Source organism: Serratia surfactantfaciens, from assembly GCF_001642805.2.
GTDB lineage: Bacteria > Pseudomonadota > Gammaproteobacteria > Enterobacterales > Enterobacteriaceae > Serratia > Serratia surfactantfaciens.
Window position 1 is genome coordinate 4,666,061 of sequence record NZ_CP016948.1, and the last position, 25,149, is coordinate 4,691,209.

Annotated in this window: 21 protein-coding genes and 4 pseudogenes; 17 read left to right on the plus strand and 8 right to left on the minus strand. The window is 61.3% G+C overall.

The window, feature by feature from the left end:
* Positions 1–56: 56 nt before the first annotated feature.
* Together ATE40_RS21785 and ATE40_RS21790 are read left to right on the plus strand one after the other, a co-directional pair.
* Positions 57–1,520 carry a serralysin family metalloprotease gene (locus ATE40_RS21785; RefSeq protein ID WP_019452520.1) on the plus strand — a complete coding sequence of 488 codons (1,464 nt, stop codon included), beginning with the start codon at positions 57–59 and terminating at the stop codon, positions 1,518–1,520.
* Positions 1,521–1,575: 55 nt separating this feature from the next.
* Entirely contained in the window at positions 1,576–1,953 is a 378-nt protein-coding gene (locus tag ATE40_RS21790) for an AprI/Inh family metalloprotease inhibitor (RefSeq protein ID WP_025160390.1), read from the plus strand.
* Between the two features lie 42 nt (positions 1,954–1,995).
* Here the strand turns inward: ATE40_RS21790 and ATE40_RS21795 are convergent, their stop codons facing one another.
* A complete protein-coding gene (locus tag ATE40_RS21795) occupies positions 1,996–2,622 on the minus strand; it encodes a lysoplasmalogenase (protein WP_019452518.1) in 627 nt (208 codons plus the stop codon).
* A gap of 160 nt (positions 2,623–2,782) precedes the next feature.
* Between ATE40_RS21795 and ATE40_RS21800 the strand changes: the two genes are divergently transcribed.
* The gene (locus tag ATE40_RS21800; RefSeq protein WP_063918195.1) at positions 2,783–3,139 is read left to right on the plus strand and encodes a DUF2500 domain-containing protein; all 357 of its coding nucleotides are present in this window, start codon (positions 2,783–2,785) and stop codon (positions 3,137–3,139) included.
* A 3-nt stretch (positions 3,140–3,142) separates the two neighbouring features.
* Here ATE40_RS21800 and ATE40_RS21805 read toward each other — a convergent pair whose 3' ends face one another.
* Positions 3,143–3,415: a DUF1145 family protein gene (locus ATE40_RS21805; protein ID WP_004934327.1), complete on the minus strand. Its 273-nt coding sequence runs from the start codon at positions 3,413–3,415 to the stop codon at positions 3,143–3,145.
* Entirely contained in the window at positions 3,405–4,025 is a 621-nt protein-coding gene (rsmD, locus tag ATE40_RS21810) for a 16S rRNA (guanine(966)-N(2))-methyltransferase (RefSeq protein WP_063918194.1), read from the minus strand. Before rsmD ends, ATE40_RS21805 begins: the two co-directional genes overlap by 11 nt.
* A 242-nt stretch (positions 4,026–4,267) precedes the next feature.
* Here rsmD and ftsY point away from each other — a divergent pair, with 242 nt between their 5' ends.
* Both ftsY and ATE40_RS24430 read left to right on the plus strand, forming a co-directional pair.
* Entirely contained in the window at positions 4,268–5,971 is a 1,704-nt protein-coding gene (gene ftsY, locus ATE40_RS21815; protein ID WP_063918428.1) for a signal recognition particle-docking protein FtsY, read from the plus strand.
* 5 nt (positions 5,972–5,976) lie between these two features.
* Positions 5,977–6,270, plus strand: a pseudogene (locus ATE40_RS24430) (ATP-binding cassette domain-containing protein); the annotation flags it as partial.
* Positions 6,271–6,405: 135 nt separating this feature from the next.
* Here ATE40_RS24430 and ATE40_RS21820 read toward each other — a convergent pair.
* A pseudogene (locus ATE40_RS21820) lies at positions 6,406–8,067 on the minus strand (S8 family serine peptidase); the annotation flags it as partial.
* Positions 8,068–8,185: 118 nt separating this feature from the next.
* Positions 8,186–8,932 (minus strand): annotated as a pseudogene (locus tag ATE40_RS21825) (autotransporter outer membrane beta-barrel domain-containing protein); the annotation flags it as partial.
* Here ATE40_RS21825 and ATE40_RS24820 point away from each other — a divergent pair.
* The 3 genes and pseudogenes from ATE40_RS24820 to rpoH form a co-directional block, all read left to right on the plus strand.
* Positions 8,931–9,311: pseudogene (locus ATE40_RS24820) on the plus strand (ATP-binding cassette domain-containing protein); the annotation flags it as partial. The pseudogenes ATE40_RS21825 and ATE40_RS24820 overlap by 2 nt on opposite strands.
* On the plus strand, positions 9,301–10,254 hold the full coding sequence (gene ftsX / locus ATE40_RS21835) for a permease-like cell division protein FtsX (RefSeq protein WP_019455313.1): 954 nt from the start codon (positions 9,301–9,303) through the stop codon (positions 10,252–10,254). The pseudogene ATE40_RS24820 and the gene ftsX, both read left to right, overlap by 11 nt.
* Positions 10,255–10,570: 316 nt before the next feature.
* The gene (gene rpoH / locus ATE40_RS21840; RefSeq protein ID WP_004934345.1) at positions 10,571–11,428 is read left to right on the plus strand and encodes an RNA polymerase sigma factor RpoH; all 858 of its coding nucleotides are present in this window, start codon (positions 10,571–10,573) and stop codon (positions 11,426–11,428) included.
* Positions 11,429–11,490: 62 nt separating this feature from the next.
* Here rpoH and ATE40_RS21845 read toward each other — a convergent pair whose 3' ends face one another.
* The 3 genes from ATE40_RS21845 to panM are packed head-to-tail and all read right to left on the minus strand — an operon-like array spanning position 11,491 to position 15,159.
* Positions 11,491–13,509 carry a hypothetical protein gene (locus ATE40_RS21845; RefSeq protein WP_156785459.1) on the minus strand — a complete coding sequence of 673 codons (2,019 nt, stop codon included), beginning with the start codon at positions 13,507–13,509 and terminating at the stop codon, positions 11,491–11,493.
* A gap of 43 nt (positions 13,510–13,552) precedes the next feature.
* A complete protein-coding gene (locus ATE40_RS21850) occupies positions 13,553–14,770 on the minus strand; it encodes a DUF3142 domain-containing protein (protein ID WP_063918288.1) in 1,218 nt (405 codons plus the stop codon).
* Positions 14,767–15,159, minus strand: a complete 393-nt coding sequence (panM, locus tag ATE40_RS21855; RefSeq protein ID WP_019455310.1) for an aspartate 1-decarboxylase autocleavage activator PanM — start codon at positions 15,157–15,159, stop codon at positions 14,767–14,769. The genes ATE40_RS21850 and panM overlap by 4 nt, the downstream gene beginning before the upstream one ends.
* Before the next feature lie 405 nt (positions 15,160–15,564).
* Here panM and ATE40_RS21860 point away from each other — a divergent pair, with 405 nt between their 5' ends.
* The 9 genes from ATE40_RS21860 (at position 15,565) to ugpE (ending at position 25,145) form a co-directional block, all read left to right on the plus strand.
* Positions 15,565–16,680, plus strand: a complete 1,116-nt coding sequence (locus ATE40_RS21860; RefSeq protein WP_015376289.1) for a branched-chain amino acid ABC transporter substrate-binding protein — start codon at positions 15,565–15,567, stop codon at positions 16,678–16,680.
* Positions 16,681–16,797: 117 nt separating this feature from the next.
* Positions 16,798–17,724: a high-affinity branched-chain amino acid ABC transporter permease LivH gene (gene livH, locus ATE40_RS21865; protein WP_019455308.1), complete on the plus strand. Its 927-nt coding sequence runs from the start codon at positions 16,798–16,800 to the stop codon at positions 17,722–17,724.
* On the plus strand, positions 17,721–19,004 hold the full coding sequence (locus tag ATE40_RS21870) for a high-affinity branched-chain amino acid ABC transporter permease LivM (RefSeq protein ID WP_019455307.1): 1,284 nt from the start codon (positions 17,721–17,723) through the stop codon (positions 19,002–19,004). The genes livH and ATE40_RS21870 overlap by 4 nt, the downstream gene beginning before the upstream one ends.
* Positions 19,001–19,771, plus strand: coding sequence for a high-affinity branched-chain amino acid ABC transporter ATP-binding protein LivG (livG, locus tag ATE40_RS21875; RefSeq protein WP_019455306.1), 771 nt, complete (start codon positions 19,001–19,003; stop codon positions 19,769–19,771). Before ATE40_RS21870 ends, livG begins: the two co-directional genes overlap by 4 nt.
* 1 nt (position 19,772) lies before the next feature.
* Positions 19,773–20,474: a high-affinity branched-chain amino acid ABC transporter ATP-binding protein LivF gene (gene livF, locus ATE40_RS21880; protein ID WP_019455305.1), complete on the plus strand. Its 702-nt coding sequence runs from the start codon at positions 19,773–19,775 to the stop codon at positions 20,472–20,474.
* Positions 20,475–20,518: 44 nt separating this feature from the next.
* A complete protein-coding gene (locus ATE40_RS21885) occupies positions 20,519–21,706 on the plus strand; it encodes an aminotransferase-like domain-containing protein (RefSeq protein WP_063918289.1) in 1,188 nt (395 codons plus the stop codon).
* A gap of 311 nt (positions 21,707–22,017) precedes the next feature.
* On the plus strand, positions 22,018–23,337 hold the full coding sequence (gene ugpB / locus ATE40_RS21890; protein ID WP_019455303.1) for a sn-glycerol-3-phosphate ABC transporter substrate-binding protein UgpB: 1,320 nt from the start codon (positions 22,018–22,020) through the stop codon (positions 23,335–23,337).
* Between the two features lie 78 nt (positions 23,338–23,415).
* Positions 23,416–24,303, plus strand: a complete 888-nt coding sequence (ugpA, locus tag ATE40_RS21895) for a sn-glycerol-3-phosphate ABC transporter permease UgpA (RefSeq protein ID WP_015376293.1) — start codon at positions 23,416–23,418, stop codon at positions 24,301–24,303.
* A complete protein-coding gene (ugpE, locus tag ATE40_RS21900) occupies positions 24,300–25,145 on the plus strand; it encodes a sn-glycerol-3-phosphate ABC transporter permease UgpE (protein WP_019455301.1) in 846 nt (281 codons plus the stop codon). Before ugpA ends, ugpE begins: the two co-directional genes overlap by 4 nt.
* Positions 25,146–25,149: the final 4 nt, after the last annotated feature.

Genomic DNA, 25,149 nt, shown 5'->3' on the forward strand with positions numbered 1-25,149 from the left:
AGGTTATGTCTATCTGTCTGATTGATATCAATCAGGTAATGAGTGGAATCGAACCAATGCAATCTACTAAAAAGGCAATTGAAATTACTGAGTCCAACTTCGCGGCCGCCAAAACCGGCTACGATGCTGTAGCCGACCTGCTGCATTATCATGAGCGTGGCAACGGGATTCAGATTAATGGCAAGGATTCATTTTCTAACGAGCAAGCTGGGCTGTTTATTACCCGTGAGAACCAAACCTGGAACGGTTACAAGGTATTTGGCCAACCGGCCAAATTAACCTTCTCCTTCCCGGACTATAAGTTCTCTGCCACCAACGTCGCCGGCGACACTGGGCTGAGCAAGTTCAGCGCGGAACAGCAGCAGCAGGCTAAGCTGTCGCTGCAGTCCTGGGCCGACGTCGCCAATATCACCTTCACCGAAGTGGCGGCCGGGCAAAAGGCCAACATCACCTTCGGCAACTACAGCCAGGATCGCCCTGGCCACTATGATTACGGCACCCAGGCCTACGCCTTCCTGCCGAACACCATTTGGCAGGGCCAGGATCTGGGCGGCCAGACCTGGTACAACGTCAACCAGTCCAACGTGAAGCATCCGGCGACCGAAGACTACGGCCGCCAGACGTTCACCCATGAGATTGGCCATGCGCTGGGTCTGAGCCATCCGGGCGATTACAACGCCGGTGAAGGCAACCCGACCTACCGTGACGCCAGCTATGCGGAAGACACCCGTCAGTTCAGCCTGATGAGCTACTGGAGTGAAACCAACACCGGCGGCGATAACGGCGGTCACTACGCCGCCGCTCCGCTGCTGGACGACATTGCCGCCATTCAACACCTGTATGGCGCTAACCTGTCGACCCGCACCGGTGACACCGTGTATGGCTTCAACTCCAACACCGGTCGTGACTTCCTCAGCACCACCAGCAACTCGCAGAAACTGATCTTTGCGGTCTGGGATGCGGGCGGCAACGATACCTTCGACTTCTCCGGTTACACCGCTAACCAGCGTATTAACCTGAATGAGAAATCGTTCTCCGACGTGGGCGGTTTGAAGGGCAACGTGTCGATCGCCGCCGGTGTAACCATCGAAAACGCCATTGGCGGTTCCGGTAACGACGTGATCGTCGGCAACGCGGCCAACAACGTGCTGAAAGGCGGCGCGGGCAATGACGTGCTGTTCGGCGGCGGCGGGGCGGATGAGCTGTGGGGCGGTTCCGGTCAGGATACCTTCGTCTACACTGCCGCCAGCGAGTCCGCACCGGGCGCTTCCGACTGGATCCGCGACTTCCAGAAAGGGATCGACAAAATTGACCTGTCGTTCTTCAACAAAGAAGCGAATAGCAGTGATTTCATCCACTTCGTCGATCACTTCAGCGGCGCAGCCGGTGAGGCGCTGCTCAGCTACAACGCGTCCAACAACGTGACCGATCTGGCGGTGAACATCGGCGGCCATCAGGCGCCTGACTTCCTGGTGAAAATTGTCGGCCAGGTAGACGTTGCCACCGACTTTATCGTGTAACACAGCAACGAAACGCCCGGCGCTGTCTCGGCCGGGCGTCATGCGGGAGCCCGGTATGAAAGGTAATCTAACGCGCACCGCTCTGGCAGCGGGAGGCATGATGGTGACGAGTGCGGTAATGGCCGGCAGTTTGGCGCTGCCGACCGCGCAGTCGCTGGCGGGGCAATGGCAGGTTGCCGACAGTGAACGGCAATGCCAAATCGAGTTTCTGGCCAGTGAGCAAAGTGAGACCAACGGCTATCAGCTGGTGGATCGGCAACGTTGTCTGCAAAGCGTGTTTGCGACCGAAGTGGCGGGCTGGCGCCCGGCGCCGGACGGCATCGCGTTGCTGAGGGAGGATGGCAGCACGCTGGCGTTCTTCTCGCGCGACGGCGATCTGTATCGCAACCAGCTGGGCGCTGATGATGCCCTGACGTTGAAAGCGCTGGCGTAATATGAAGAAACGGGTTCGGCGCGCCGAACCCGCGGCAGGTATTTACAGGTAGAGCGAGCGCACGATCAGGAAGTGGCCGGAGAAGTAGCAGAAGGCCACGATGGCGTCCGCCGCGCGGAAGGTAAAGCGGTAGCGGTTGATCAGCCAAACTACGTTGGCCAGCAGCAGCAGCGAGGTGCCGGTCAGCAGCGAAAAACCGAAATCGGTGCTGCGCAGGAAGTATTGCTCGCCTGCCAGCCAGACCATCAGCAGCGTCATCGCCACGTAGGTGACGATCGGCCAGCGCATCTCTTCCAGCCGGGTCCAGACGGTGGCCAGCAGCAGTGCGCCGATCGCCAGCAACGCCAGCGGCAGCGGCCAAAACAGGCTGAACGTCATCTGGCTGGCGAAACTCAAGGTATACAGCAGGTGGGACAGGAAAAAGGCGCCGATGGCGTACAGCACCCGTTCGCGCGGCAACAGGAGCAATGCGTCGCCGATCAGCGTCGCCAGCAGGCCGAGTACAATCAGATAGCCCGCAGCGCTGAGCACCGGCGCCTGCCAGGCCAACAGCAACAGCAGCAGCAGCGTGACGGGTTTGAACACCCAGCGCTGCCAGCGCGGCCCACGGTAAGAGGCGTCGACGAACAGCCAACCGGAAAAGAATACGGCAAGGAACGGCCAACTCATTAATGTCTTCCTTATGTATGAGGGAGCCGCAACAACAGGCTCCAAACTGTCACCAATGTCACTTCTTCATTTCAGTGTAGGTAGCCTGCCGGCGATCGACAATGCTTTCTTGAGAATGCTATGTTTACGCTGATTTAGCCGCGAAGGAAATGGGAAACCGATGAGTAAGCCACCGTTATTTTTTGTCGCCGTGATTGCGCTGATCGCCGTGCTGGCCACGCAACGCTACTTCAAGCAGCGGCAGCAGGAGGCGGAAAACGATCGCGCGCCGATGCGCAGTCTGCAGGTGACGGTGAGCGACAAACGCGCGGTGCCGGTCACCAAGACCCGCGCGCCGCAGCGCGAGCCGTTGGTCAATGAACCGATGAATTACGAGGTGGTGTTCAGCCCGGTTCAGGGAGGTAAAGACATCCAGTTGCGGCTGAAACAATGGCAGTACAACCCGATAGAAAAGGGCGCGCAGGGCACGTTGAACATGCAGGGCACGCGCTTCGTCTCGTTCACCGCTCAGCCGTAGCGGTCACTTCTTCTTGATGGGCGGCTGTTTCTTTTGCCAGGCCAGCAGCTCGAACACGCCAAAGATAAAGATCTTGGCCTCTTGCCAGTAGCTGATCGGCTGATCCTTCGGCTGGGTGGATTTCAACAGCACCAGTTGCAGGCCGTGCATCACCACCATAAAGAACAGCGCCACGTCGATGAAATACTTCAGCGGCTTGGGAAATGGATGGAACAGGTTAGAGAGCAGGAAGCCCCACACGCACAGCATCAGCAGGCGGCCCAGATTAATCAGCATGGTCGGTTTTCTCTTGCGAACGAATATAAAGGCGATAGGCCACCTGGCCGGCGACCTTTTCCCGGTGCAGCTGCCAGCTGGCAGGCACGTCCGCCGCGGCGCTTTCTGCCTCGGCTTCTACATAGATCCAGGCCTCGTCGGCCAGCCAGCCACGTTGCTCCAGCAACAGGGCGGTTTCCGCCAGCAGGCCTTTGCGAAACGGCGGATCGAGGAACACCACGTCGAACGGTTGGCCATCGCCCGCCAGCCAGCTCAGCGTGTTGGTGTTGATAACCACCCCTTTGCCCTGCAGCAGCGCCAGATTTTTTTCCAGTTGCTGCGCCACCGGCCGTTCGAATTCCAGCAGCGTGGCGCTGCCGGCATAGCGCGATAGCGCCTCCAGCCCCAATGCGCCGCTGCCGGCGAAACAGTCGAGGCAGCGTGCGCCCTGAATCACCGGCGCCAGCCAGTTGAACAGGGTTTCGCGTACCCGATCGGTGGTGGGGCGCAGCCCCGGGCTGTTCGGCACCGGGAGTTTGCGACCGCGCCATTGGCCGCCGATGATGCGGATCTGTCCGGCTGCGGCCTGGGGCGGTTTTTTGGCCGCCGCCCGTGGCGAGAGTCTTGTCATAAGCGTTGTTTGGTTTCTTTTGCGGCGCGGGGCCGCCGAGGTTAACGAAAAGTTGTCCCTATTCTACCGGTGACGGGCGTCGGGGGGAACGGTAAAACGTTGTTGTCTGATTTCACGCCGGAAAGCATGCCGGATGCGTGTTGCTGCGCGAGGGAAAGTGATAGACTCGGCGGATTATTGTCAGCATATATCCTTCAGGTATGTAGGGTAAGCGAGCCTTCGGTACGGAGTAGAGTCATAACATGGCAAAAGATAAGAAACGTGGGTTTTTCTCCTGGCTGGGCTTTGGCCAGAAGGAGAAGGAAGAAGAGCAACAGCAACCTGAGCCGTCGGTAGAGCAGGCGGAACCTCAGGCCGCGGAGACGCCGGCTGAACCGGTCGCCGCCAAGCTGGACGACAAGCTCCCCGCCCAGGAATCTGAACCTGCCGCCTCCGTCGACACCCCGGGAGAGTGGGATAACGGTCAGGCCGGCGAGCAAATCGCAGAAAATCTGCCTGCGGCGGCCGAACATCCGGCGGCGCAAGCGCTGGCCGAAGAGATCGTCAGCGTAACTGAACAGGTGGCGGCGCAGCAGCAACCTGTCACCGAACCCGAGCCGGTTGTCGAGCCAGAGCCGGTCGTTGAATCCGAGCCGGTTGTCGAGCCAGAGCCAGTCGTTGAACCCGAGCCGGTTGTCGAGCCAGAGCCAGTCGTTGAACCCGAACCGGTTGTCGAGCCTGAGCCGGTCGTTGAGCCTGAGCCGGTCGTTGAACCTGAGCCGGTCGTTGAGCCTGAGCCGGTCGTTGAGCCTGAGCCGGTCGTTGAGCCTGAGCCGGTCGTTGAGCCTGAGCCGGTTGTCGAGCCTGAGCCGGTCGTTGAACCCGAGCCGGTCGTAGAGCCTGAGCCGGTCGTTGAGCCTGAGCCGGTCGTCGAACCTGAGCCGGTTGTTGAACCCGAGCCAGTCGTTGAGCCAGAGCCGGAAGCGGAAGAAGAGCCGCTGGAACCCGTCGTGCCGGCCGCTGCGCAAGAGCAAGAGCGCCCGACCAAAGAGGGCTTCTTCGCGCGCCTGAAGCGCAGCCTGCTGAAGACCAAGCAGAACCTCGGCTCCGGCTTTATGGGGCTGTTCCGCGGCAAAAAGATCGACGACGACCTGTTCGACGAGCTGGAAGAACAGCTGTTGATCGCCGACGTTGGCGTGGACACCACGCGCAAGATCATCACCTCCCTGACTCAGCACGCCAGCCGCAAGCAGCTGAAAGACGCCGAAGCGCTGTACGGCAAGCTGAAGGAGGAAATGTCCGAAATTCTGGCCAAGGTCGATCAGCCGCTGGATGTCAGCGGGAAAACCCCGTATGTCATCCTGATGGTCGGCGTGAATGGCGTGGGTAAAACCACCACTATCGGTAAACTGGCGCGCCAGTTCCAGGCGGAAGGCAAGTCGGTGATGCTGGCGGCGGGGGACACCTTCCGCGCCGCGGCGGTGGAGCAGCTGCAGGTGTGGGGCGAGCGCAACCGCATTCCGGTGGTGGCGCAGCATACCGGCGCGGATTCCGCTTCGGTGATCTTCGATGCGGTGCAGGCCGCCAAGGCGCGTGGCATCGATGTCTTGATCGCCGATACCGCCGGCCGTCTGCAGAACAAATCGCATCTGATGGAAGAGCTGAAGAAGATCGTCCGCGTCATGAAAAAACTGGACGACCAGGCCCCCCATGAGGTTATGCTGACGCTCGATGCCAGTACCGGCCAGAATGCGGTCAGTCAGGCGAAATTATTTAATGAAGCCGTGGGCTTAACCGGCATCACGCTGACTAAACTGGACGGTACCGCCAAGGGCGGGGTGATCTTCGCCATCGCCGATCAGTTCGGTATCCCGATTCGCTATATCGGCGTCGGTGAAGGCATCGAAGATTTGCGGCCGTTTAAGGCTGACGATTTTATTGAGGCACTTTTTGCCCGAGAGGATTAATACGGATGATTCGCTTTGAACAGGTCAGTAAAGCTTATCTGGGCGGACGGCAAGCGCTGCAGGGGGTAGATTTCCATCTGCGCCCAGCGGAAATGGCGTTTCTGACCGGCCATTCCGGCGCGGGGAAAAGTACCCTGCTGAAACTGATTTGCGGTATCGAACGGCCCAGCGCCGGCCACATCTGGTTTGGCGGTCACGACATCAGCCGTTTGAAAAACCGCGAGGTGCCGTTCCTGCGCCGGCAGATCGGCATGATCTTCCAGGATCACCACCTGCTGCTGGATCGCACGGTGTATGACCTGTCTCTTATACACATCTAGATGTGTATAAGAGACAGGAGTAGAGTCATAACATGGCAAAAGATAAGAAACGTGGGTTTTTCTCCTGGCTGGGCTTTGGCCAGAAGGAGAAGGAAGAAGAGCAACAGCAACCTGAGCCACGGTGCCGCCACTTCGTGCGGTCAGTGAACCGACCGTGCCGCTGCCGCCGACGATACCGCCGTTCTGCACGCTGACATCCGAGGTGACCGAGCCGTTGATCGCCAGCCGCCCCTGATTGACCAGCGTCGGGCCGGCATAGGTGTTGGTGCCGGTCAGCACCAGGGTGCCCACGCCCTCTTTGGTCAGGCCGCCGTGGCCGGAGATGTCGTTGGAGTAGGTTTCCCATCCACAGTGGAAGTCATCACATTTCCTGGCGTGCAGCGTACCGGCATCCACCTCGGCGCCGATCCCCGGAATATTGGCGACAAACTGGGTCGAGCCATAGGCCACGCCCGTCGGATCCGGGATGCGGAATTCTGCGGGAATATCCTCAACGGTATAGAACATGCCCGGGCCTTTGATGGCCTTGCCCAGGTTGATCATCCCCCAGCCGTAGAGCGCGTCGATGCCCGGCGCCCCCATATCGGTGGCGGTGGTTTTCAGCACGTCGGCAATCTGCGCCGAGGTCATGTACGGGAAGCGCTGCAGCAACACCGCCACCGCACCGGTCACGTGCGGCGTCGCCATCGAGGTACCGTTTTTATTGCCGTAGTCCGAAACCAGATGGGCCGGATCGGAGCCGTTGGCCACGGTGCTGTAGATTTTGCTGCCCGGTGACGACACGCAGAAGCTGGCGGTATAGCCGCAGCGGGAAGAGAAGCTGCTGATGGTGTAAGGCACGCTGTTGCTCGATGCCGCATCCTGCGCCACGCTGGCGACCGACAGCCAGTTCGGCGCGATATCCGGCACAAAGTAGGCCAAGCCGCTGATCACGTCCGGCTGGTTGTAGTTGCCGTCGTTGCCGGCGGCGAACAGCACCAGAATATTCTTGCGCGCGGCGTCGATAGCGCCCTGATAACCTGCGCCGGCCAGGCTGCCGAGCAGCGGTTTGACCTGATCGAACTGTTCCTGCGCATCCTTCAGCTCAAAGTGCAGCGCATTAGGATCGCGGCCGCCGTCGGACAGAAAGTCGGGAATGCTGACGCCCCAGCTGTTGTTGATCACCCGCGCGCCGCTCTTGATCATCGCCTGCCAGCCGGCATTGGTGACGGCGCCGTCCAGACCGAGGAATTCTCCGTAAGCCGGGCCGTCGTTGTCGTTATCGACGCTGATCACCTGCGAATCGAAGGCCACGCCGTGCATGCCGGTGCCATCGCGGTTGGCCGCGCTGATCCCCGCGACGTGCACCCCGTGGTTGCTCAATGTCGCCCCGCTATAGAAATGGAAGGTGCCGTCGAAGTAAAAGCGATCGCCGGCGTTGATCCCCGGCCGGTGCGGGTCGGTATAGGCGCGGTAGCCTTCGGTGACGACGTTGATCAGTTTGCCGTCGCCGGCGAACTCGGGATGGTGGTTAACCGGGGTGTCGAAAATGCCCACCTTCTGCCCTTTGCCGGTATAGCCGGCGGCGTAGGCCTCATCGGCATGGATCGCCCCCAGCCCCCAGTTGGCATTGAACTCGGCGCTGCGCCAGCTGGCCGGATCGCCCGCCTGGCCGTTCTCTATATAGGTTGCGGCCTGCGCATACCCCGCCAGCCCCATGCAGCAGACCAGCGCGTTCAGCCGCCACGGTGAGCGACGAGCCTTTCCTTTGCTATCAAAACCCATTGTTGTTGTCATTTCCTTACCTTTTGCTTGTTATTGGCCGACGCCCCAGGTGCGTCGGGTTCTCATTAGCAGGATGTGAAAAAGGAACCGCCCGCAGACGGTTCCCGTACAAGGATTGAGAAGAAGCGTCTTAGAAGCGCCAGGTGAAGCCGGCGTTGACGCTGTTGTCCTGATGATGCTGCGACAGCAGCCCGCCGTAGCCCAGCGACAGCGTGGCGTTCTCGTTCACCGCCACTTCCGCCCCCGCCTTCAGCACCATCCCGTCGCGCGAGACCGGCACGCTGCCCACCACGAACGGCGCGTTGCCGCCGTTGAACCGCAGACCCGTGCCACGCTCCACTCCGCCGTACTGGTGTTGCCACCCCAGCTCGCTGCGCAGCGCCACCGTCGTGCCCGGGCTCACCTGCCATGCGGTGTCCGCGCGCAGGCCCAGCGTCGACACCGTCGCATCGGTATGCTGCTTGTCCCCGCGCAGCGCCGCCGCGCCACCGCTCTCCCCGATGCCGTTGTTCTCGAAGTTCACGTACGCCAGGTTCACGAACGGCTCCAGGTTCAGCCACTCCCCTTTCACGCTGTAGCCCGCTTCCGCGAACAGCTGCTCGGTGCGCGCGCTGTACTTCGCCGTGTCACGGTCCGACTGCATTCCGTAGTTCACCGACCGTTTGGTGTCGATGCGGTGCCAGGTGTAGCCCGCACCGCCGCGCAGCGCCAGCGCACCGAACTGCTTGTCGCCGTACGCCGCCAGGTGGTAGTTGTCACTGTCCGCCTTCGACCCGTACCCGCCGTGCAGCGAGGTGCGGGTGTAACCGGTCGCTACCCCCAGCCGCCCGTCGTCCGCAACCGCCGAGTCCAGCCCGACCAGCACCCCGTAGGTCGAGAACGTGGCGATGCCGCTGATCATCGCCGGCGCCAGCACCGAAGACATCCGTCGCCGCGTCTCCGCCGCGCTGGATAAGGTCGGTCTGCTGGATAAAGCGAAGAACTTCCCGATTCAGCTGTCTGGCGGTGAGCAGCAGCGTGTGGGCATCGCCCGTGCGGTGGTGAACAAACCGGCGGTGCTGCTGGCGGATGAACCGACCGGTAACCTGGACGATGCGCTGTCGGAAGGCATTCTGCGCCTGTTTGAAGAATTCAACCGCGTCGGCGTGACCGTCCTGATGGCGACGCACGACACCGGGCTTATCGCCCGCCGCAATTACCGCATCCTGACGCTGAGCCAGGGCCGCATGCAAGGGGGCGCTCACCATGGCCAATAACGCAAAAACCGCCAAGAGCAAGGCGCTGCGCGGCGGCTGGCGCGAACAGTGGCGTTATGCCTGGATGAACGCCATCAAAGACATGCTGCGTCAGCCGTTGGCGACGCTGCTGACGGTGATGGTGATCGCCATTTCCCTGACGCTGCCGAGCGTGTGCTACATCGTGTGGAAAAACGTCAGCACCGCAGCCAGCCAGTGGTACCCGACGCCGCAGTTGACGGTCTACCTGGATAAATCGCTCGATGACGACGCGGCGCTGAAAGTGCTCGACGCCATCAAGGCGGAAGCCGGGGTGGAGAAAGTGAACTACCTGTCGCGTGAAGAAGCGCGCGGCGAGTTCCGCAACTGGTCGGGCTTTGGCGGCGCACTGGACATGCTGGAGGAGAACCCGCTGCCGGCGGTGGCGATCGTCACGCCGAAGCTGAGCTTCCAGAGTTCGGACACCCTCAACACCCTGCGCGATCGCGTAGCGGCGGTGCAGGGGGTGGAAGAAGTGCGTATGGATGACAGCTGGTTTGCCCGCCTGGCGGCGCTGACTGGGCTGGCGGGCCAGATCGCGGCGATCATCGGCGTGCTGATGATCGTGGCGGTGTTCCTGGTGATCGGCAACAGCGTGCGTCTGAGCATCTTCAGCCGTCGCGACACCATCAACGTGATGAAGCTGATCGGCGCCACCGACGGCTTTATTCTGCGGCCGTTCCTCAACGGCGGGGCGATGCTGGGCTTTGCCGGCGCGCTGCTGTCGCTGGTGCTGTCCGGCGCGCTGGTGTGGCAGCTTGAGTCGGTGGTCACCGGCGTAGCTAAAGTGTTCGGCACCACCTTCACCCTGCACGGGCTGGGTTGGGATGAGGCGCTGCTGCTGCTGATCATCTCCGCGATGATCGGTTGGATCGCCGCCTGGCTGGCGACGGTGCAACATTTACGCCGATTTACACCACAGTAAGATTTTTTTGGTATACTCTTCTCCTGCTGCTTTTGATCGCGTTGCGGGAGAAGAGTGACCTCAAGCGAAGTCAGCACCATCCTCTCTTCTTAGCGCACAAATTCCCTATCGGCCTGTACCCTCGTCACGTATTGTCAGCAACAATGCTTGCAAAAAAGGGTGAACTTATAGGGCGGAGTACGGTCAAAAATTGCAGCAAATGTTAAGGTGCCCGGCGTGTGGAACCGCTTTTGCTTCAGCAACTGCCGTAGAATCAATCATTTCCCCGCTGTAATAATCACCTGCATGATTTTGTATTCTCATAGAGAGGGTTTGAATGACCAAAGAAATGCAAACTTTAGCCTTAGTACCCCAAGGTAGCTTGGAAGCCTATATCCGGGCAGCCAACGCCTATCCGATGCTGACGGCAGAGGAAGAGCGGGAGCTGGCTGAACGGCTGCATTATCAGGGCGATCTGGATGCCGCTAAGCAGCTCATCCTGTCTCACCTGCGCTTTGTCGCTCATATTGCCCGCAACTATTCAGGCTATGGTCTGCCACAGGCGGATCTGATTCAGGAAGGCAATATCGGCCTGATGAAAGCCGTTCGCCGCTTCAACCCTGAAGTCGGCGTGCGTCTGGTTTCCTTTGCGGTGCATTGGATTAAGGCAGAAATCCACGAGTACGTATTGCGCAACTGGCGCATCGTAAAAGTGGCGACCACCAAAGCGCAGCGCAAGCTGTTCTTTAACCTGCGCAAAACCAAACAGCGTTTGGGCTGGTTCAACCAGGACGAAGTGGAACTGGTGGCCCGCGAGCTGGGCGTAACCAGCAAAGACGTACGCGAGATGGAATCTCGCATGGCAGCGCAGGACATGACTTTCGATCCGACTCCGGACGACGAGGCCCGCGACGGCCAGTCGATGGCGCCGGTGCTGTACCTGCAGGACAAGAGTTCTGACTTCGCCGAAGGCATCGAGGAAGATAACTGGGAAAGCAACGCCGCAGACAAGCTGGCCTATGCGCTGGAAGGTCTGGACGAGCGTAGCCAGCATATCATTCGTGCCCGTTGGCTGGACGACGACAACAAGTCGACGTTGCAGGAGCTGGCCGATCAGTATGGCGTTTCCGCCGAGCGTGTGCGCCAGTTGGAAAAGAACGCCATGAAGAAACTGAAAATGGCGATCGAAGCCTGAGTTGACGCGATATTCGAAAAAAAGCCCGGCAAGCCGGGCTTTTTCATGCCTGAAATCCGGCGTTATGGCGCTACGGCGGCGAAGTCCGGCGCCGGGCAGTCGTAGCCGAATTTCGCCGCCCACGAGTAGCGGGTGCCGGTGTTGATGTAGCGCTGATAAAGCGCCCGGCCGGTTTTGGCGTCGCGCTTGATCACCCAGCTGGCGGCGTTACACAGCACGGCGGCGTAGGCCTGGCTCTTCGGCGGCAGCAGATCGGCCGCCTGTTGCGCCAGCCCCACCGCCTGCCAGCGATAGTGCAGGAAACGGTTGTCTTCCGGCGGCAACGCCGCCTTGGCGCGCGCCGCTTCTGCGCTGTCGATCCAGCTTTTATGCTTCAGCTCGCGAGTATCGAACGCATCCCCCAGATAGGAATAGCCGGCGCCATAGATGGCGTAGTCCGGCGTCATCTCATAGCCGGTAAATTCCAGCCCCTGGGCGCGCAGCAGGTTGGCAGCGCGATAGTAAGCCTGCGCACGCGCCAGCGGTGCGGCGGATTTGTCCTTGGCGGCCTTCAGCTCGTCGGCGTACTGCTGCGCCGCCTGCCGGTAGTTGGGTATATCGAAGTAGGCCAGCGCCTCCGGGGCTCTTCCTACGCGCATCAGCCGCCGCGCCAGCAATTCGCGCAGCTGCACCTCCGGCGTGATCTGCTGGCCGCCGTAGTCGTCCGGGTTAACCGGCTTGAGTGGCGTCGTCGGCGCCGGGACGTGCTTATCGACAAAGCCTTTCAACTCATCGACGGTCAGCACCCGCTCCGCCACATCGGCCACGTCGGCCCAATAGAGTGCCTTGCCGCGATACAGCAGGTCCATCGCCTGCAGATAGTCGCCGCGGTTCAGCGCCAGAATGGCCTGTTCGCCGGCCACCCGGCATTCGGGCACGATGGTTTCCGCGACAAAGTCGGCGTTGCGCTGTTCGCCCCAGCTTTCGTCGGCGGGGAACGCGCTTGCCGCCTTGGCGTAGGCTGCGGTGGCGGCTTTCACGTCGCCGTCGCGCAGCGCCATTTTCGCGCGCAGCCACCATGCGAGGCCGCTGTCACCGGCGTTTTTCAGCAGGCTTGCCGCCATCGGGTACTGGCCGGAGCGGTAAGCCAATGCCGCCAGCCGATCGCTGCCGGCGAAGCCGCTTTTCACGGAGCCATCCAGCAGACCCAGGATCTGGCTGATGATCTGCGTGGAGCGGCTGTTACCGTCGGTATCTGCCATTTGCAGGTTGCCGCTGCGGGCGAATAGCTCAATGGTTACCAACTGCTGGATCAAGGGATCGCCGATCGCCTGTTTCAGCGTGTCCAAATGATCGGGATTGACCAGGAAGCTGGAGACGTACTGCAACGACTGCCCGCCGCTCGGATCGCCCTGCGCCGCCTGCTGTGCGTACAGGTGGGCGGCGGGGGTGACCTCACCCAGCCACAGATGGATGCGTGCCTGCTGCCCAAGGCTGCTCAGCGCCAGCTGATCGGGATCGGCGGCGCCGCCTTTCACCCGGTCGATCACCTGCTGGAATGCCGCCAGCGCCTGTTCAAGTTCGGCTTTGGGCGGATGCTCGGCGGCGGGAGCCGCTTCACCAGATTCATTCACCGGCGTACCGTGGTCATCCATCAATACCCGCCCCAGCGAATACTGCGCCCGCAGTCCCCAATCGCCCTGCTCGGCGGCCGGCAGCTTCAACACCTGCTGGAAATAGTCTGTGGCGCGCGGATCGTGGCTGGCGAAAGCGACGGCCCCCAATTGATAAAGACGCGCGGCGTTGGATAACCCCTGTGTATTGACGGCATCAGCTTCTTCCACCGTATTGGCGGCGCGCATTTTGCCGATCGCCACCGTTTCCAGCGACGGCGGCATCGGTTTCGGCGGCATCGGCGGCGGCGGGGCCTGCCAGTGCGGCAACTGACTGTCCGCCGGCACCAGCCGGCCGGCTTCGAAGGCGAAATTGCCCTCCGGCATATACAGCAGGGTGCCATTGCGGTCGATCAGCAGCCGGTTAGGGAAATCCGGGCCGCAGGCATAGCCGTTCAGCGGCAGCGTCAGCGCGGCGCCGATCAGCATGGCCAGCGGAAGAAGGCGGCGGGTGTTCCGTGCCGCGCGCGTATCAAGGTGTGACAAGGGTGCCTCCTGGCGTCAGTTGTTGGCAGCGCAGCCAGCCCAGCGGCCGGGATTGCCCGGCGCGCAGCTGATCGCTGCTGATGCGGATAAAACGCTGCCGTTGCGGTGCGGATTCCAACCGGTAGTTACCGACCGCGTCCGCCGCCAGACAGTCGTCGGCGCGGATGAGCACTTCTTGCGGCAGCGGGGCGTCCACCGGCCCGTTGTTATGAATTATCAGATCATACAGCCCGTTTTGCTGTGGCTGAGGCCTAAATTTTACCTGCCAGTCGACGTTCAGTGGCCGCCGTTCGATCACCGCTCGTAGCGTAGCGAGCGACCAGGCGCGCCGATCGTCCGCCAGCGGCAAGCGGAACCAGATAATGCCGCGCAGCCGGGGCGGCGTTTGCTGCGTCAGCGTTTGCAGAAAATCGGCGATCTGCCGCGGCGCGACCGTCAGCTCGCGGCCGTTGCCCGCCACGCGCAGCGAGGATTCGCTCTCCACCTGTGCGCCCTGCGCATCAAAACCCAGCAGCGCCATGCTATAGGCCGGCAGCGCGACGCGAAACGGCTTCGGTGTGACGGCGGCGTACTGCCGTACCCAGCGCAGCGCCAGCGGGTCGTCAAACAGCCCTTGCTGCGGTGAGAGCACCGCGTGTACCTGCAGGACGGAGCTATCGGCCTGTTGCAGTACGCCGGGCAGGTCGGGTGAGCCGATCCAGGCCGGCAGGGCGGTAATGCCGAGTTGCAAAGAGGCGGGCAGCCGTTGGCGCAGCCGCTGCAGAAAACGTTGATAGTCGGGCAGGCGAGCGGTGGCGGCGTCATGATCGATCTCGACGCCGGTGACGTGCAGCCCGGCCGTCTGCCAGCGCTGGGCCAGCGCCAGCAGACGCTGGATAATGGCCGCCTGGTCCAACTGCGGCAGCTGGCCGTCAAGGCGCGCCACCAGCCACAGCGGGCGGCCGTCCTGCCGCAGCAAGCGAAGGTCGGCCGGGATTTCTCGCCAACCTTCGCCTGGATGCACCTGCAATGCCAATACTCGCAGCTCGGTGAACAGATCACGGCTGTGCGCCAGCGCATCGGCGTGTTGCGGCGTCCAGACCCGCTGCCAGACATAAACCTGCTGATCCCAGACAGGGGGCAGGCGCAGCGCCTGCTGGCGCCCGGCGAACCAGGCCGCCAACCCCAGCGCAATCAGCACCAGCGCCGCCAGCCGGCGTTTCATTTTTGCCAGAGATCGCCCTGCGGTGCGAAGCCGCAGGCGCGCATGAAGTTATCGACTTCGCCGCGTTCGCGCGGCGTCAGACCGGCAGTCGACAGCTGCCAGTGGGCTGCCTGCGGCAGCTGACGCTGCGCATCCTGCACCAGGTAAAGACCGACGCCGCGGCGGCGCGTCACTTCACGGACCAGCAAATCCTGCAGCTCGGCGCGGTCGTCCTGCAGCACGATCTTTACCGCGCCCAGCAGGCGCTCGTTAAAGCGGGCGGCGAACAGCGCCTTGCCGTCGTTCAGCCAGTTCTGCCACTGTTCCGGCTGCTGGTGCGGCCAAATTTTACCGAGGTCGATAAGGTCTTGCGGGGACAGCGCGGTCAGGCGCTCGATGGTCAGTTTCATGCAGAATTTCCGCGCAGCTAAATGATGCCGACAGTGTAATAGATCTTGTGCAGAGCGTTGTGTAAGTTTTTCTGTACGATTACTGTGCAATATGTTTTTTGCACGGGGCATTTTCCGAGTAAATAGTTAGTAAAGGGATTGTTAACCAGCACAACGCGCTACGCCTCAAGGTAAACAGCGCAGATTTAATTCGAATTTTATCCTGTTTACACCGCTTGTTTCTGCCGGATGAAGTTGATTTGCAGCAGAAAATTCCTGTTTAATGGCATGAAAAATAAAGTCTTATTAGAAAATAATGCCGACAAAACGCCTAAATCATTATTACTTATAACAAAAGCGGTCAATAACGATCGGGCGCAGGCAAACACAACAGGTACGTTCACAACGACAGATGGGGATTTGCGGATGAAATTAACAACAGGTAAGGCACTGCTGGCGGGTTGTATTGCGATGGCCATGAGCCAGGCGGCCATGGCGAAAGACATCAAGGTGGCGATCGTCGGGGCGATGTCCGGTCCGGTGGCGCAGTATGGCGACATGGAGTTTACCGGCGCGCGCCAGGCGATCGCCGACATCAACGCCAAGGGCGGCATCAAGGGCGACAAGCTGGTCGGCGTCGAATACGACGACGCCTGCGACCCGAAACAGGCGGTTGCGGTCGCCAACAAGGTGATCAACGACGGCATTCGCTACGTAATCGGCCACCTGTGCTCCTCTTCCACCCAGCCGGCGTCCGATATCTATGAAGACGAAGGCGTGATCATGATTACCCCGGCGGCCACCAACGCCGATCTGACCACCCGCGGCTACAAGATGATCCTGCGCACCACCGGCCTGGATTCGGATCAGGGCCCGACTGCCGCCAAGTACATCCTCAGCGACATCAAACCGAAGCGCATCGCCGTGGTGCACGATAAGCAGCAATACGGCGAAGGCCTGGCGCGCTCGGTGCGCGACAGCCTGAAAAAACAGGGCACCGAAGTGGCGATGTTCGAAGGCATCACCGCCGGCGACAAAGACTTCTCCACCCTGGTGGCGCGCCTGAAGAAAGAAAATATCGATTTCGTGTATTTCGGCGGTTACTACCCGGAAATGGGCCAGATCCTGCGTCAGGCCAAACAGGCCGGGTTGACCACCCGCTTCATGGGGCCGGAAGGCGTGGGTAACTCCTCGCTGTCCAACATCGCCGGCGCCGCCTCGGAAGGCATGCTGGTGACGCTGCCGAAACGCTACGATCAGGTGCCCGCCAACCAGCCGATCGTCGATGCGTTGAAAGCCAAGAAGCTGGATCCGACCGGCCCGTTCGTCTGGACCACCTATGCCGCGCTGCAGTCGCTGACCACCGGCATGGAGCGCAGCGGCAGCCAGGAACCGGCGGACATCGTCAAGGATCTGAAAACCGGCAAGCCGGTGGACACCGTGATGGGGCCGTTGAGCTGGGATGATAAGGGCGACCTGAAAGGCTTCGAGTTCGGCGTGTTCGAGTGGCATGCCAACGGCACATCCACACCGATCAAATAAGCCATAATGATTAGGGTGGGGCGCAGCGCGCTGCGCCCGGTGGGTCGGCTTGCCGGCCCCGCTTCCCTTTACCTGCCGGTTCTCCGCCGGCGGGTTTCGCAGCCAAGGGTTCAGAGTATGTCAGAGCAACTCCTCTATTTTCTGCAGCAGATGTTCAACGGCTTAACGTTGGGCAGCACCTATGCATTGATCGCCATCGGTTACACCATGGTTTACGGCATCATCGGCATGATCAACTTCGCCCATGGCGAGGTGTACATGATCGGCAGCTATGTCTCCTTTATCGTCATCGCCGCCCTGATGATGCTCGGCATCGACGTCGGCTGGCTGCTGATCGGCGCCGCGTTCCTGGTCTCGATCGTCATTGCCAGCGCCTACGGCTGGAGCATCGAGCGGGTGGCCTACAAGCCGGTACGCAACTCCAAGCGCCTGATTGCGCTGATCTCGGCCATCGGCATGTCGATATTCCTGCAAAACTACGTCAGCCTGACGCAGGGCTCGCGCGATCTGGCGCTGCCCAGCCTGGTGACCGGCCAATGGGTGCTGGGGGAAAGCAACGGCTTCGCCGCCACCATCAGCACCATGCAGCTGACCATTTGGATCGTGACCTTCCTGGCGATGCTGGCGCTGACGCTGTTTATCCGCTATTCGCGCATGGGGCGCGCCTGCCGCGCCTGCGCGGAGGACCTGAAGATGGCCAGCCTGCTGGGCATCAACACCGACCGGGTGATCTCGCTGACCTTCGTTATCGGGGCGGTAATGGCGGCGGTGGCCGGGGTGTTGCTCGGCCAGTTCTACGGCGTCATCAACCCTTACATCGGCTTTATGGCCGGTATGAAAGCCTTTACCGCCGCGGTCCTGGGCGGCATCGGCAGCATTCCCGGCGCGATGATCGGCGGCCTGGTGCTGGGCGTGGCGGAGGCATTGACCTCCGCCTACCTGAGCACCGAGTATAAAGACGTGGTGTCGTTCGCGTTGCTGATCGTGGTGCTGCTGATCATGCCGACCGGTATCCTCGGGCGTCCGGAGGTTGAGAAAGTATGAAACTCAATCTGCTTAATGCGCTGATCGCCACGGCGGTGCTGTTCGTGATGGCGTCGTTCCTGATGGGCATGCAGCTCAGTCTGGACGGCACCAAACTGGTGGTACACGGCGCGGCGGAAGTGCGCTGGATGTGGATCGGCATCGGCTGCGCCATCGTCTTTCTCTTCCAGCTGTTGCGCCCGCTGATGCAGCAGGGGCTGAAAAAGGTCTCCGGCCCGGCGTTCGTGCTGCCGAGCTTCGACGGCACCACGCCGCGGCAAAAGCTGTTGGCGGCTCTGCTGCTCGTCGCGGCGGTCGCCTGGCCGTTCCTGGTGTCGCGCGGCACGGTGGATATCGCCACGCTGACGCTGATCTACGTGATGCTGGGCCTCGGCCTCAACGTGGTGGTGGGTTTGTCCGGCCTCCTGGTGCTGGGCTACGGCGGTTTCTACGCCATCGGCGCCTACACCTATGCGCTGCTGAATCACTATTACGGCCTCGGCTTTTGGGAGAGCCTGCCGCTGGCGGGCATCGTCACCGCCGCTTTCGGCTTCCTGCTCGGTTTCCCGGTGCTGCGGCTGCGCGGCGACTATCTGGCGATCGTGACGCTCGGCTTCGGCGAGATCGTGCGCATCCTGCTGCTGAACAATACCGAGATCACCGGCGGGCCGAACGGCATCAGCCAGATCCCGAAACCGACCTTTTTCGGCCTGGAGTTTAACCGCAGCCTGCGCGACGGCGGTTGGGATACCTTCCATAACTTCTTCGGCCTGAAATACGATCCGAGCGATCGCATCGTGTTCCTGTACCTGGTGGCGCTGCTGCTGGTGGTGCTGACGCTGTTCGTCATCAATCGCCTGCTGCGCATGCCGCTGGGGCGCGCGTGGGAAGCGCTGCGTGAAGACGAGATCGCCTGCCGCTCGCTGGGCCTCAGCCCGACGCGCATCAAGCTGACCGCCTTTACCATCAGCGCCGCCTTCGCCGGGTTCGCCGGCACGCTGTTCGCCGCGCGCCAGGGGTTCGTCAGCCCGGAATCCTTCACCTTCGTCGAATCGGCCTTCGTGTTGGCGATCGTGGTGTTGGGGGGCATGGGGTCGCAGTTCGCGGTCATTCTGGCGGCGATCCTGCTGGTAGTGTCGCGCGAGCTGATGCGCGATCTGAATGAATACAGCATGCTGCTGCTGGGTGCACTGATGGTGCTGATGATGATTTGGCGGCCGCAGGGGCTATTGCCGATGAAACGGCCGCAGCTGAAGCTGCAGGCGGCGGATATTCGCGCGGGCAAGGGGGAGCAGGCATGAGCGTTCAACCTTTACTGCAGGTGGAAGGCCTGTCGATGCGTTTCGGCGGGCTGCTGGCGGTCAACAACGTGGCGTTGACGCTGAACGAAGGCGAAATCGTATCGCTGATCGGCCCCAACGGCGCCGGCAAGACGACGGTGTTCAACTGCCTGACCGGTTTTTACCGCCCGACCGGCGGCACCATCAAATTGCGCGATCGCCATCTGGAAGGGCTGGCGGGGCAGGCCATCGCCCGTATGGGCGTGGTGCGCACCTTCCAGCACGTGCGGTTGTTCCGTGAAATGACGGTGATCGAGAACCTGCTGGTGGCGCAGCATCAGCATCTGAAAAGCGGCGTGTTCGCCGGACTGCTGAAAACTCCGGCCTTCCGCCGCGCCGAAGCCGAGGCGCTGACGCGCGCGGCGGAGTGGCTCGAGCGCGTCGGCCTGCTGGAGATGGCCAACCGTTCGGCGGGCAACCTGGCCTACGGGCAGCAGCGGCGGCTGGAGATCGCCCGTTGCATGGTGACCCGGCCGGAGTTGCTGATGCTGGACGAACCGGCCGCCGGCCTTAACCCGAAAGAGACCGATGAGCTGGATCATCTGATCGTCGAGCTGCGTGACCGGCATAAGGTATCGGTACTGCTGATCGAGCACGACATGAAGCTGGTGATGGGCATTTCCGACCGCATTTATGTGGTGAATCAGGGCACGCCGCTGGCGCAGGGCACACCGGCGGAGATCCGCAACAACCCGGACGTGATCCGGGCTTATTTGGGCGAAGAATAATATGTTGTCATTCAATCAGGTATCCGCCCATTACGGCAAAATTCAGGCGCTGCATCAGGTCAGCCTGACGATCAGGCAGGGCGAAATCGTGACGTTAATCGGGGCCAACGGCGCCGGTAAAACCACGCTGCTCGGCACCCTGTGCGGCGAACCGCGCGCCAGCGAAGGCAGCATCATCTTCCTGGATCAGGACATCACCCAGTGGCAAACCTCGCGCATCATGCGCGAGGCGGTGGCGATCGTGCCGGAAGGGCGGCGCGTCTTCTCGCGCATGACGGTGGAAGAAAACCTGGCGATGGGCGGCTTTTTCGCCGATCGCCAGCAGTATCAACAGCGCATCGAACGGGTGTTCACTCTGTTCCCGCGCCTGCTGGAGCGGCGTAACCAGCGCTCCGGCACTATGTCCGGCGGCGAGCAGCAAATGTTGGCCATCGGCCGCGCGCTGATGAGCCAGCCGAAGCTGCTGCTGCTCGACGAGCCCTCGCTCGGGCTGGCGCCGATCATCATCCAGCAGATCTTCGACATCATTCAGCAGCTGCGGGAAGAGGGCATGACCATCTTCCTGGTGGAGCAAAACGCCAATCAGGCGCTGAAATTGGCGGACCGCGGTTATGTGCTGGAAAACGGCCGCGTGGTGTTGGAAGATACGGGGGCTGCATTGTTAGCCAACGAAGCAGTGAGGTCGGCGTATCTGGGCGGTTAATCCGCCCCCCTACGAATTAAAATAATCAGGTACGAGAAGAAGAAATGAAGACAGAAGGGTTACTCGCGCAGCGCATCGTTAACGTAAAAAGTTCGGCCATCCGTGAATTGCTTAAGCACAGCAAGATGGAACACGTCATTTCGCTGGCGGGCGGCATCCCCTCTGATGCGCTGTTCGATTTCGAAGGATTGAGCATCGCCACGCAGCAGGCGATCACCGAACAGCCGAAAAGCGCGTTCCAGTATGGCTTGACCGAGGGCAGCCCGCTGCTGCGTGAGCGCATCTGCGCGCTGTGCGCCGAGCGCGGCGTCACCGCTCGCGCGGAAGAGGTGATGGTCACCGCCGGCTCTCAGCAGGCATTGGATTTGGTGATGCGCGCCATCGTCAATCCGGGCGAAGTGTTCGTGGTGGAGCGCCCGACCTACCTGGCGGCGCTGCAAACGCTGGAACTGGCGGAGGCCAACATCATGTCGGTTTCGTCCGACAGCGACGGCATGGTGGTGGAAGAGTTGGCCGAGCTGCTGAAAACCCAGCGCATCAAGGGCGTGTATGTGGTGCCGAACTTCGGCAACCCCAGCGGCATCACCCTGAGCGCCGCGCGCCGCGAACTGCTGGTGAAGCTGGCCGTCGAACATAACTTCCTGATCATCGAAGACGATCCGTACGGCGAGCTGCGCTTCACCGAAGAGCGCCACCCGACGCTGCATCAGGTGTCGCAGCGGGTGCTGGGCAACACCGACCACATCATCTATACCTCGACCTTCTCCAAGATCCTGGCGCCGGGCCTGCGGTTGGGCTGGGCGATCCTGCCGCCGTTCCTGCTGCATAAAGTGGCGATCATCAAACAGGCGGCGGATCTGCACGCCAGCGCGCTGTCGCAGAGCATCGTCGAGTGCTACCTCGGTTTGGGCCGCCTGCCGGCGCAGATCGACAAGATCCGCGCCGCCTACAAACAGAAGGGCGAGATCCTGGCCGGTTTGGTGGAACAGGAGCTGGGCGACTACATCACCTTCGATAAGCCGAAGGGCGGCATGTTCCTGTGGGCGCGTTTCCGCCAGCCGTTCAACGCCACCGAATGGCTGAACGCCACCCTGCAGCAGGGCGTGGTGTTCGTGCCGGGTGAATACTTCTTCTCCGACAACCCGGATCGTTCGACCTTCCGCCTGTCGTTCGCCACCGCCACCGAGCAACAGATGCAGGAAGCGGTGGCGCGTCTGCGCCGTTCGCTGTAATCCTCGCGGCGGCGGAGCACATGCCCGCCGCCGACATCAAACCGCCATCTTCACTTCACCTTGCCGTCATGTGGCTGTCATGTAACGGTTATTTTTCTGTCATCCGAGCATGGCATGTTATCCCCCGTCATCTTTCGAGCCACAGCGTTGTTGGCTGCCCGGCTGCCCCCTGTCACTTAGTTAGCTAAGCTCCAGGGTGCCAGCAGGTTGCCGCCTGGCTGCAACTCGAAAGCTATAGGGGGCACTCCCTCATCAAGAATTGATTCTTTTCGCTCACGCGCATTTACACCAGCTTTTTTCAGGAGTTAGGCATGCTCACCTACGCTATTCGCAAAACCACGCTGTGCGTCGCGTTGACCCTGGCGGTCAGCACTCAGGCACTGGCGGCGACCGAGATCCCGTTCTGGCATTCGATGGAAGGCGAACTGGGTAAGGAAGTGGATTCCCTGGCGGATCGCTTCAACCAGTCGCACAGCGACGTCAAGATTGTGCCGGTTTATAAAGGCAACTACGAACAGAGCCTGGCGGCGGGCATCGCCGCTTACCGCTCCGGCAAAGCGCCGGCGATCCTGCAGGTTTACGAGGTGGGCACCGCCACCATGATGGCCAGCAAGGCCATCAAGCCAGTCTACGAAGTGTTCAAAGAGGCCGGCATCAACTTCGACGAATCGGTGTTCGTGCCGACGGTAGCCGGCTATTACACCGACAACAAGAGCGGCCATCTGCTGTCGCAGCCGTTCAACAGCTCCACGCCGGTGCTGTACTACAACAAAGACGCCTTCAAGAAGGCCGGCCTGAACCCGGATCAGCCGCCGAAAACCTGGCAGGAACTGGCGGCGGATACCGCCAAGCTGCGCGCGGCCGGCATGAAATGCGGCTACGCCAGCGGCTGGCAGGGCTGGATCCAACTGGAGAACTTCAGCGCCTGGCACGGCGTGCCGTTCGCCAGTGAAAACAATGGCTTCGGCGGTACCAACGCCAAGCTGGAGTTCAACAAGCCGCTGCAGGTCAAGCATATCGAGCTGCTCGAAGCGATGAACAAGAAGGGTGATTTCACCTACTTCGGCCGCAAAGACGAATCCACCGAGAAGTTCTACAACGGCGATTGCGCCATCACCACCGCCTCTTCCGGTTCGCTGGCGGACATCAAGCACTACGCCAAATTCAACTACGGCGTCGGCATGATGCCTTACGATGCCGACGCGAAAAACGCGCCGCAGAACGCCATCATCGGCGGGGCCAGCCTGTGGGTGATGAACGGCAAAGACGCCGCCACCTACAAGGGCGTGGCCGAGTTCCTGCAGTACCTGGCGCAGCCGGAAATCGCCGCCGAATGGCACCAGAAGACCGGCTATCTGCCGATCACCACCGCGGCTTACGATCTAACCAAGCAGCAGGGCTTCTACGACAAGAACCCGGGCGCCGACGTCGCCACTCGCCAGATGCTGAACAAGCCGCCATTGCCGTTCACCAAGGGGCTGCGCCTGGGCAACATGCCGCAGATCCGCAGCGTGGTGGATGAGGAGCTGGAAGGCGTGTGGACCGGCAAGAAAACGCCTCAGCAGGCGCTGGACGCCGCCGTGCAGCGCGGTGACGTGCTGCTGCGCCGTTTCGAAGCGTCGACCAAGTAATCCTGTGTCGCGGGCCCGGTAGACCGGGCTCGCATCTTCACGCCGATCCTCCCGCACCCGATTAATGGTTTAACGTCTATGTCATCTTCCCGTCCCGGTTTCGGCTGCAGCTGGTTGCCCTATGCATTGGTGCTGCCGCAGCTGCTGATTACCGCCGTGTTCTTTTTATGGCCCGCCGGCGAGGCGCTGTGGTATTCGGTGCAGAGTCTCGATCCGTTCGGCCTGTCCAGTCAGTTTGTCGGGCTGGATAACTTTAAGCAGCTGTTCCAGGATCCATACTACCTCGACTCGTTCTACACCACGCTGATCTTCAGCTTCCTGGTGGCGGGCATCGGGCTGGCGGTCTCGCTGTTTTTCGCCGCGCTGGTGGACTACGTGCTGCGCGGCAGCCGCCTCTACCGCACGCTGATGATCCTGCCCTACGCGGTGGCACCGGCAGTGGCGGCGGTGCTGTGGATCTTTCTGTTCAACCCCGGCCTCGGGTTGATCACCCACTTCCTCAATGGGCTGGGCTATAACTGGAACCATGCGCAAAACAGCGGCCAGGCGATGTTCCTGGTGGTGCTGGCCTCGGTATGGCAGCAGATAAGCTATAACTTCCTGTTTTTCCTCGCCGCGCTGCAGTCGATCCCGCGTTCGCTGGTGGAGGCGGCCGCCATCGACGGCGCCGGTCCGGTACGCCGCTTCTTCCATCTGGTGCTGCCGCTGATCGCGCCGGTGAGCTTCTTCCTGCTGGTGGTCAATCTGGTGTACGCCTTCTTCGATACCTTCCCGGTGATCGACGCCGCCACCGGCGGCGGGCCGGTGCAGTCCACCACCACGTTGATCTACAAGATCTACCGCGAAGGCTTCGCCGGATTGGATCTCTCCAGCTCCGCCGCGCAGTCGGTGATCCTGATGCTGCTGGTGATCGGCCTGACGGTGATCCAGTTCCGCTTCGTTGAACGTAAGGTGCGCTACCAATGATTGAGAATCGACGCGGGCTGGACATCTTCAGCCATGTGATGCTGATTATCGGCGTGCTGGTGGTGCTGTTCCCGCTGTACGTGGCCTTTGTCGCCGCCACGCTGGACGACAAACAGGTGTTTCAGGTGCCGATGACGCTGGTGCCCGGCGGCCACCTGTGGGAGAACATCCGCAATATCTGGCAGGGCGGCGTGGGCAACCTCAAAGTGCCGTTCTCGTTGCTGCTGCTGAACAGCGTGATCATGGCGCTGGCGATCACCTTCGGCAAGATCGCGGTGTCGGTGCTGTCGGCTTACGCCATCGTGTACTTCCGCTTTCCGCTGCGTAGCCTGTTCTTCTGGCTGATTTTCCTCACCCTGATGCTGCCGGTGGAAGTGCGTATTTTCCCGACGGTGGAGGTGATCTCCAACCTCAACCTGCTGGACAGTTACACCGGTCTGACGCTGCCGCTGATGGCCTCGGCTACCGCCACTTTCCTGCTGCGCCAGTTCTTCATGACGCTGCCGGATGAGCTGCTGGAGGCGGCGCGCATCGACGGCGCCGGGCCGATGCGTTTCTTCTGGGACATCGTGTTGCCGCTGTCGAAAACCAATCTGGCGGCGCTGTTCGTCATCACCTTTATCTACGGCTGGAACCAATACCTGTGGCCGATCCTGATCACCAGCGACGCCTCGATGGGCACCGCGGTAGCGGGCATCAAGAGCATGATCTCCACTTCCGGCGCGCCGACCCAGTGGAACCAGGTGATGGCGGCGATGATTCTGACTTTATTGCCACCGCTGGCGGTGGTGCTTCTGATGCAGCGCTGGTTTGTGCGCGGTCTGGTTGATAGCGAGAAATAACGAC

What these genes read in the sequence shown, in the direction of transcription:
- ATE40_RS21785 (WP_019452520.1), top strand. Translation starts at nt 57, where the DNA reads ATGCAATCTACTAAAAAGGCAATTGAAATTACTGAGTCCAACTTCGCG.
- ATE40_RS21790 (WP_025160390.1), top strand. Translation starts at nt 1,576, where the DNA reads ATGAAAGGTAATCTAACGCGCACCGCTCTGGCAGCGGGAGGCATGATG.
- ATE40_RS21795 (WP_019452518.1), bottom strand. Translation starts at nt 2,622, where the DNA reads ATGAGTTGGCCGTTCCTTGCCGTATTCTTTTCCGGTTGGCTGTTCGTC.
- ATE40_RS21800 (WP_063918195.1), top strand. Translation starts at nt 2,783, where the DNA reads ATGAGTAAGCCACCGTTATTTTTTGTCGCCGTGATTGCGCTGATCGCC.
- ATE40_RS21805 (WP_004934327.1), bottom strand. Translation starts at nt 3,415, where the DNA reads ATGCTGATTAATCTGGGCCGCCTGCTGATGCTGTGCGTGTGGGGCTTC.
- rsmD (WP_063918194.1), bottom strand. Translation starts at nt 4,025, where the DNA reads ATGACAAGACTCTCGCCACGGGCGGCGGCCAAAAAACCGCCCCAGGCC.
- ftsY (WP_063918428.1), top strand. Translation starts at nt 4,268, where the DNA reads ATGGCAAAAGATAAGAAACGTGGGTTTTTCTCCTGGCTGGGCTTTGGC.
- ftsX (WP_019455313.1), top strand. Translation starts at nt 9,301, where the DNA reads ATGGCCAATAACGCAAAAACCGCCAAGAGCAAGGCGCTGCGCGGCGGC.
- rpoH (WP_004934345.1), top strand. Translation starts at nt 10,571, where the DNA reads ATGACCAAAGAAATGCAAACTTTAGCCTTAGTACCCCAAGGTAGCTTG.
- ATE40_RS21845 (WP_156785459.1), bottom strand. Translation starts at nt 13,509, where the DNA reads ATGCTGATCGGCGCCGCGCTGACGCTGCCGCTGAACGGCTATGCCTGC.
- ATE40_RS21850 (WP_063918288.1), bottom strand. Translation starts at nt 14,770, where the DNA reads ATGAAACGCCGGCTGGCGGCGCTGGTGCTGATTGCGCTGGGGTTGGCG.
- panM (WP_019455310.1), bottom strand. Translation starts at nt 15,159, where the DNA reads ATGAAACTGACCATCGAGCGCCTGACCGCGCTGTCCCCGCAAGACCTT.
- ATE40_RS21860 (WP_015376289.1), top strand. Translation starts at nt 15,565, where the DNA reads ATGAAATTAACAACAGGTAAGGCACTGCTGGCGGGTTGTATTGCGATG.
- livH (WP_019455308.1), top strand. Translation starts at nt 16,798, where the DNA reads ATGTCAGAGCAACTCCTCTATTTTCTGCAGCAGATGTTCAACGGCTTA.
- ATE40_RS21870 (WP_019455307.1), top strand. Translation starts at nt 17,721, where the DNA reads ATGAAACTCAATCTGCTTAATGCGCTGATCGCCACGGCGGTGCTGTTC.
- livG (WP_019455306.1), top strand. Translation starts at nt 19,001, where the DNA reads ATGAGCGTTCAACCTTTACTGCAGGTGGAAGGCCTGTCGATGCGTTTC.
- livF (WP_019455305.1), top strand. Translation starts at nt 19,773, where the DNA reads ATGTTGTCATTCAATCAGGTATCCGCCCATTACGGCAAAATTCAGGCG.
- ATE40_RS21885 (WP_063918289.1), top strand. Translation starts at nt 20,519, where the DNA reads ATGAAGACAGAAGGGTTACTCGCGCAGCGCATCGTTAACGTAAAAAGT.
- ugpB (WP_019455303.1), top strand. Translation starts at nt 22,018, where the DNA reads ATGCTCACCTACGCTATTCGCAAAACCACGCTGTGCGTCGCGTTGACC.
- ugpA (WP_015376293.1), top strand. Translation starts at nt 23,416, where the DNA reads ATGTCATCTTCCCGTCCCGGTTTCGGCTGCAGCTGGTTGCCCTATGCA.
- ugpE (WP_019455301.1), top strand. Translation starts at nt 24,300, where the DNA reads ATGATTGAGAATCGACGCGGGCTGGACATCTTCAGCCATGTGATGCTG.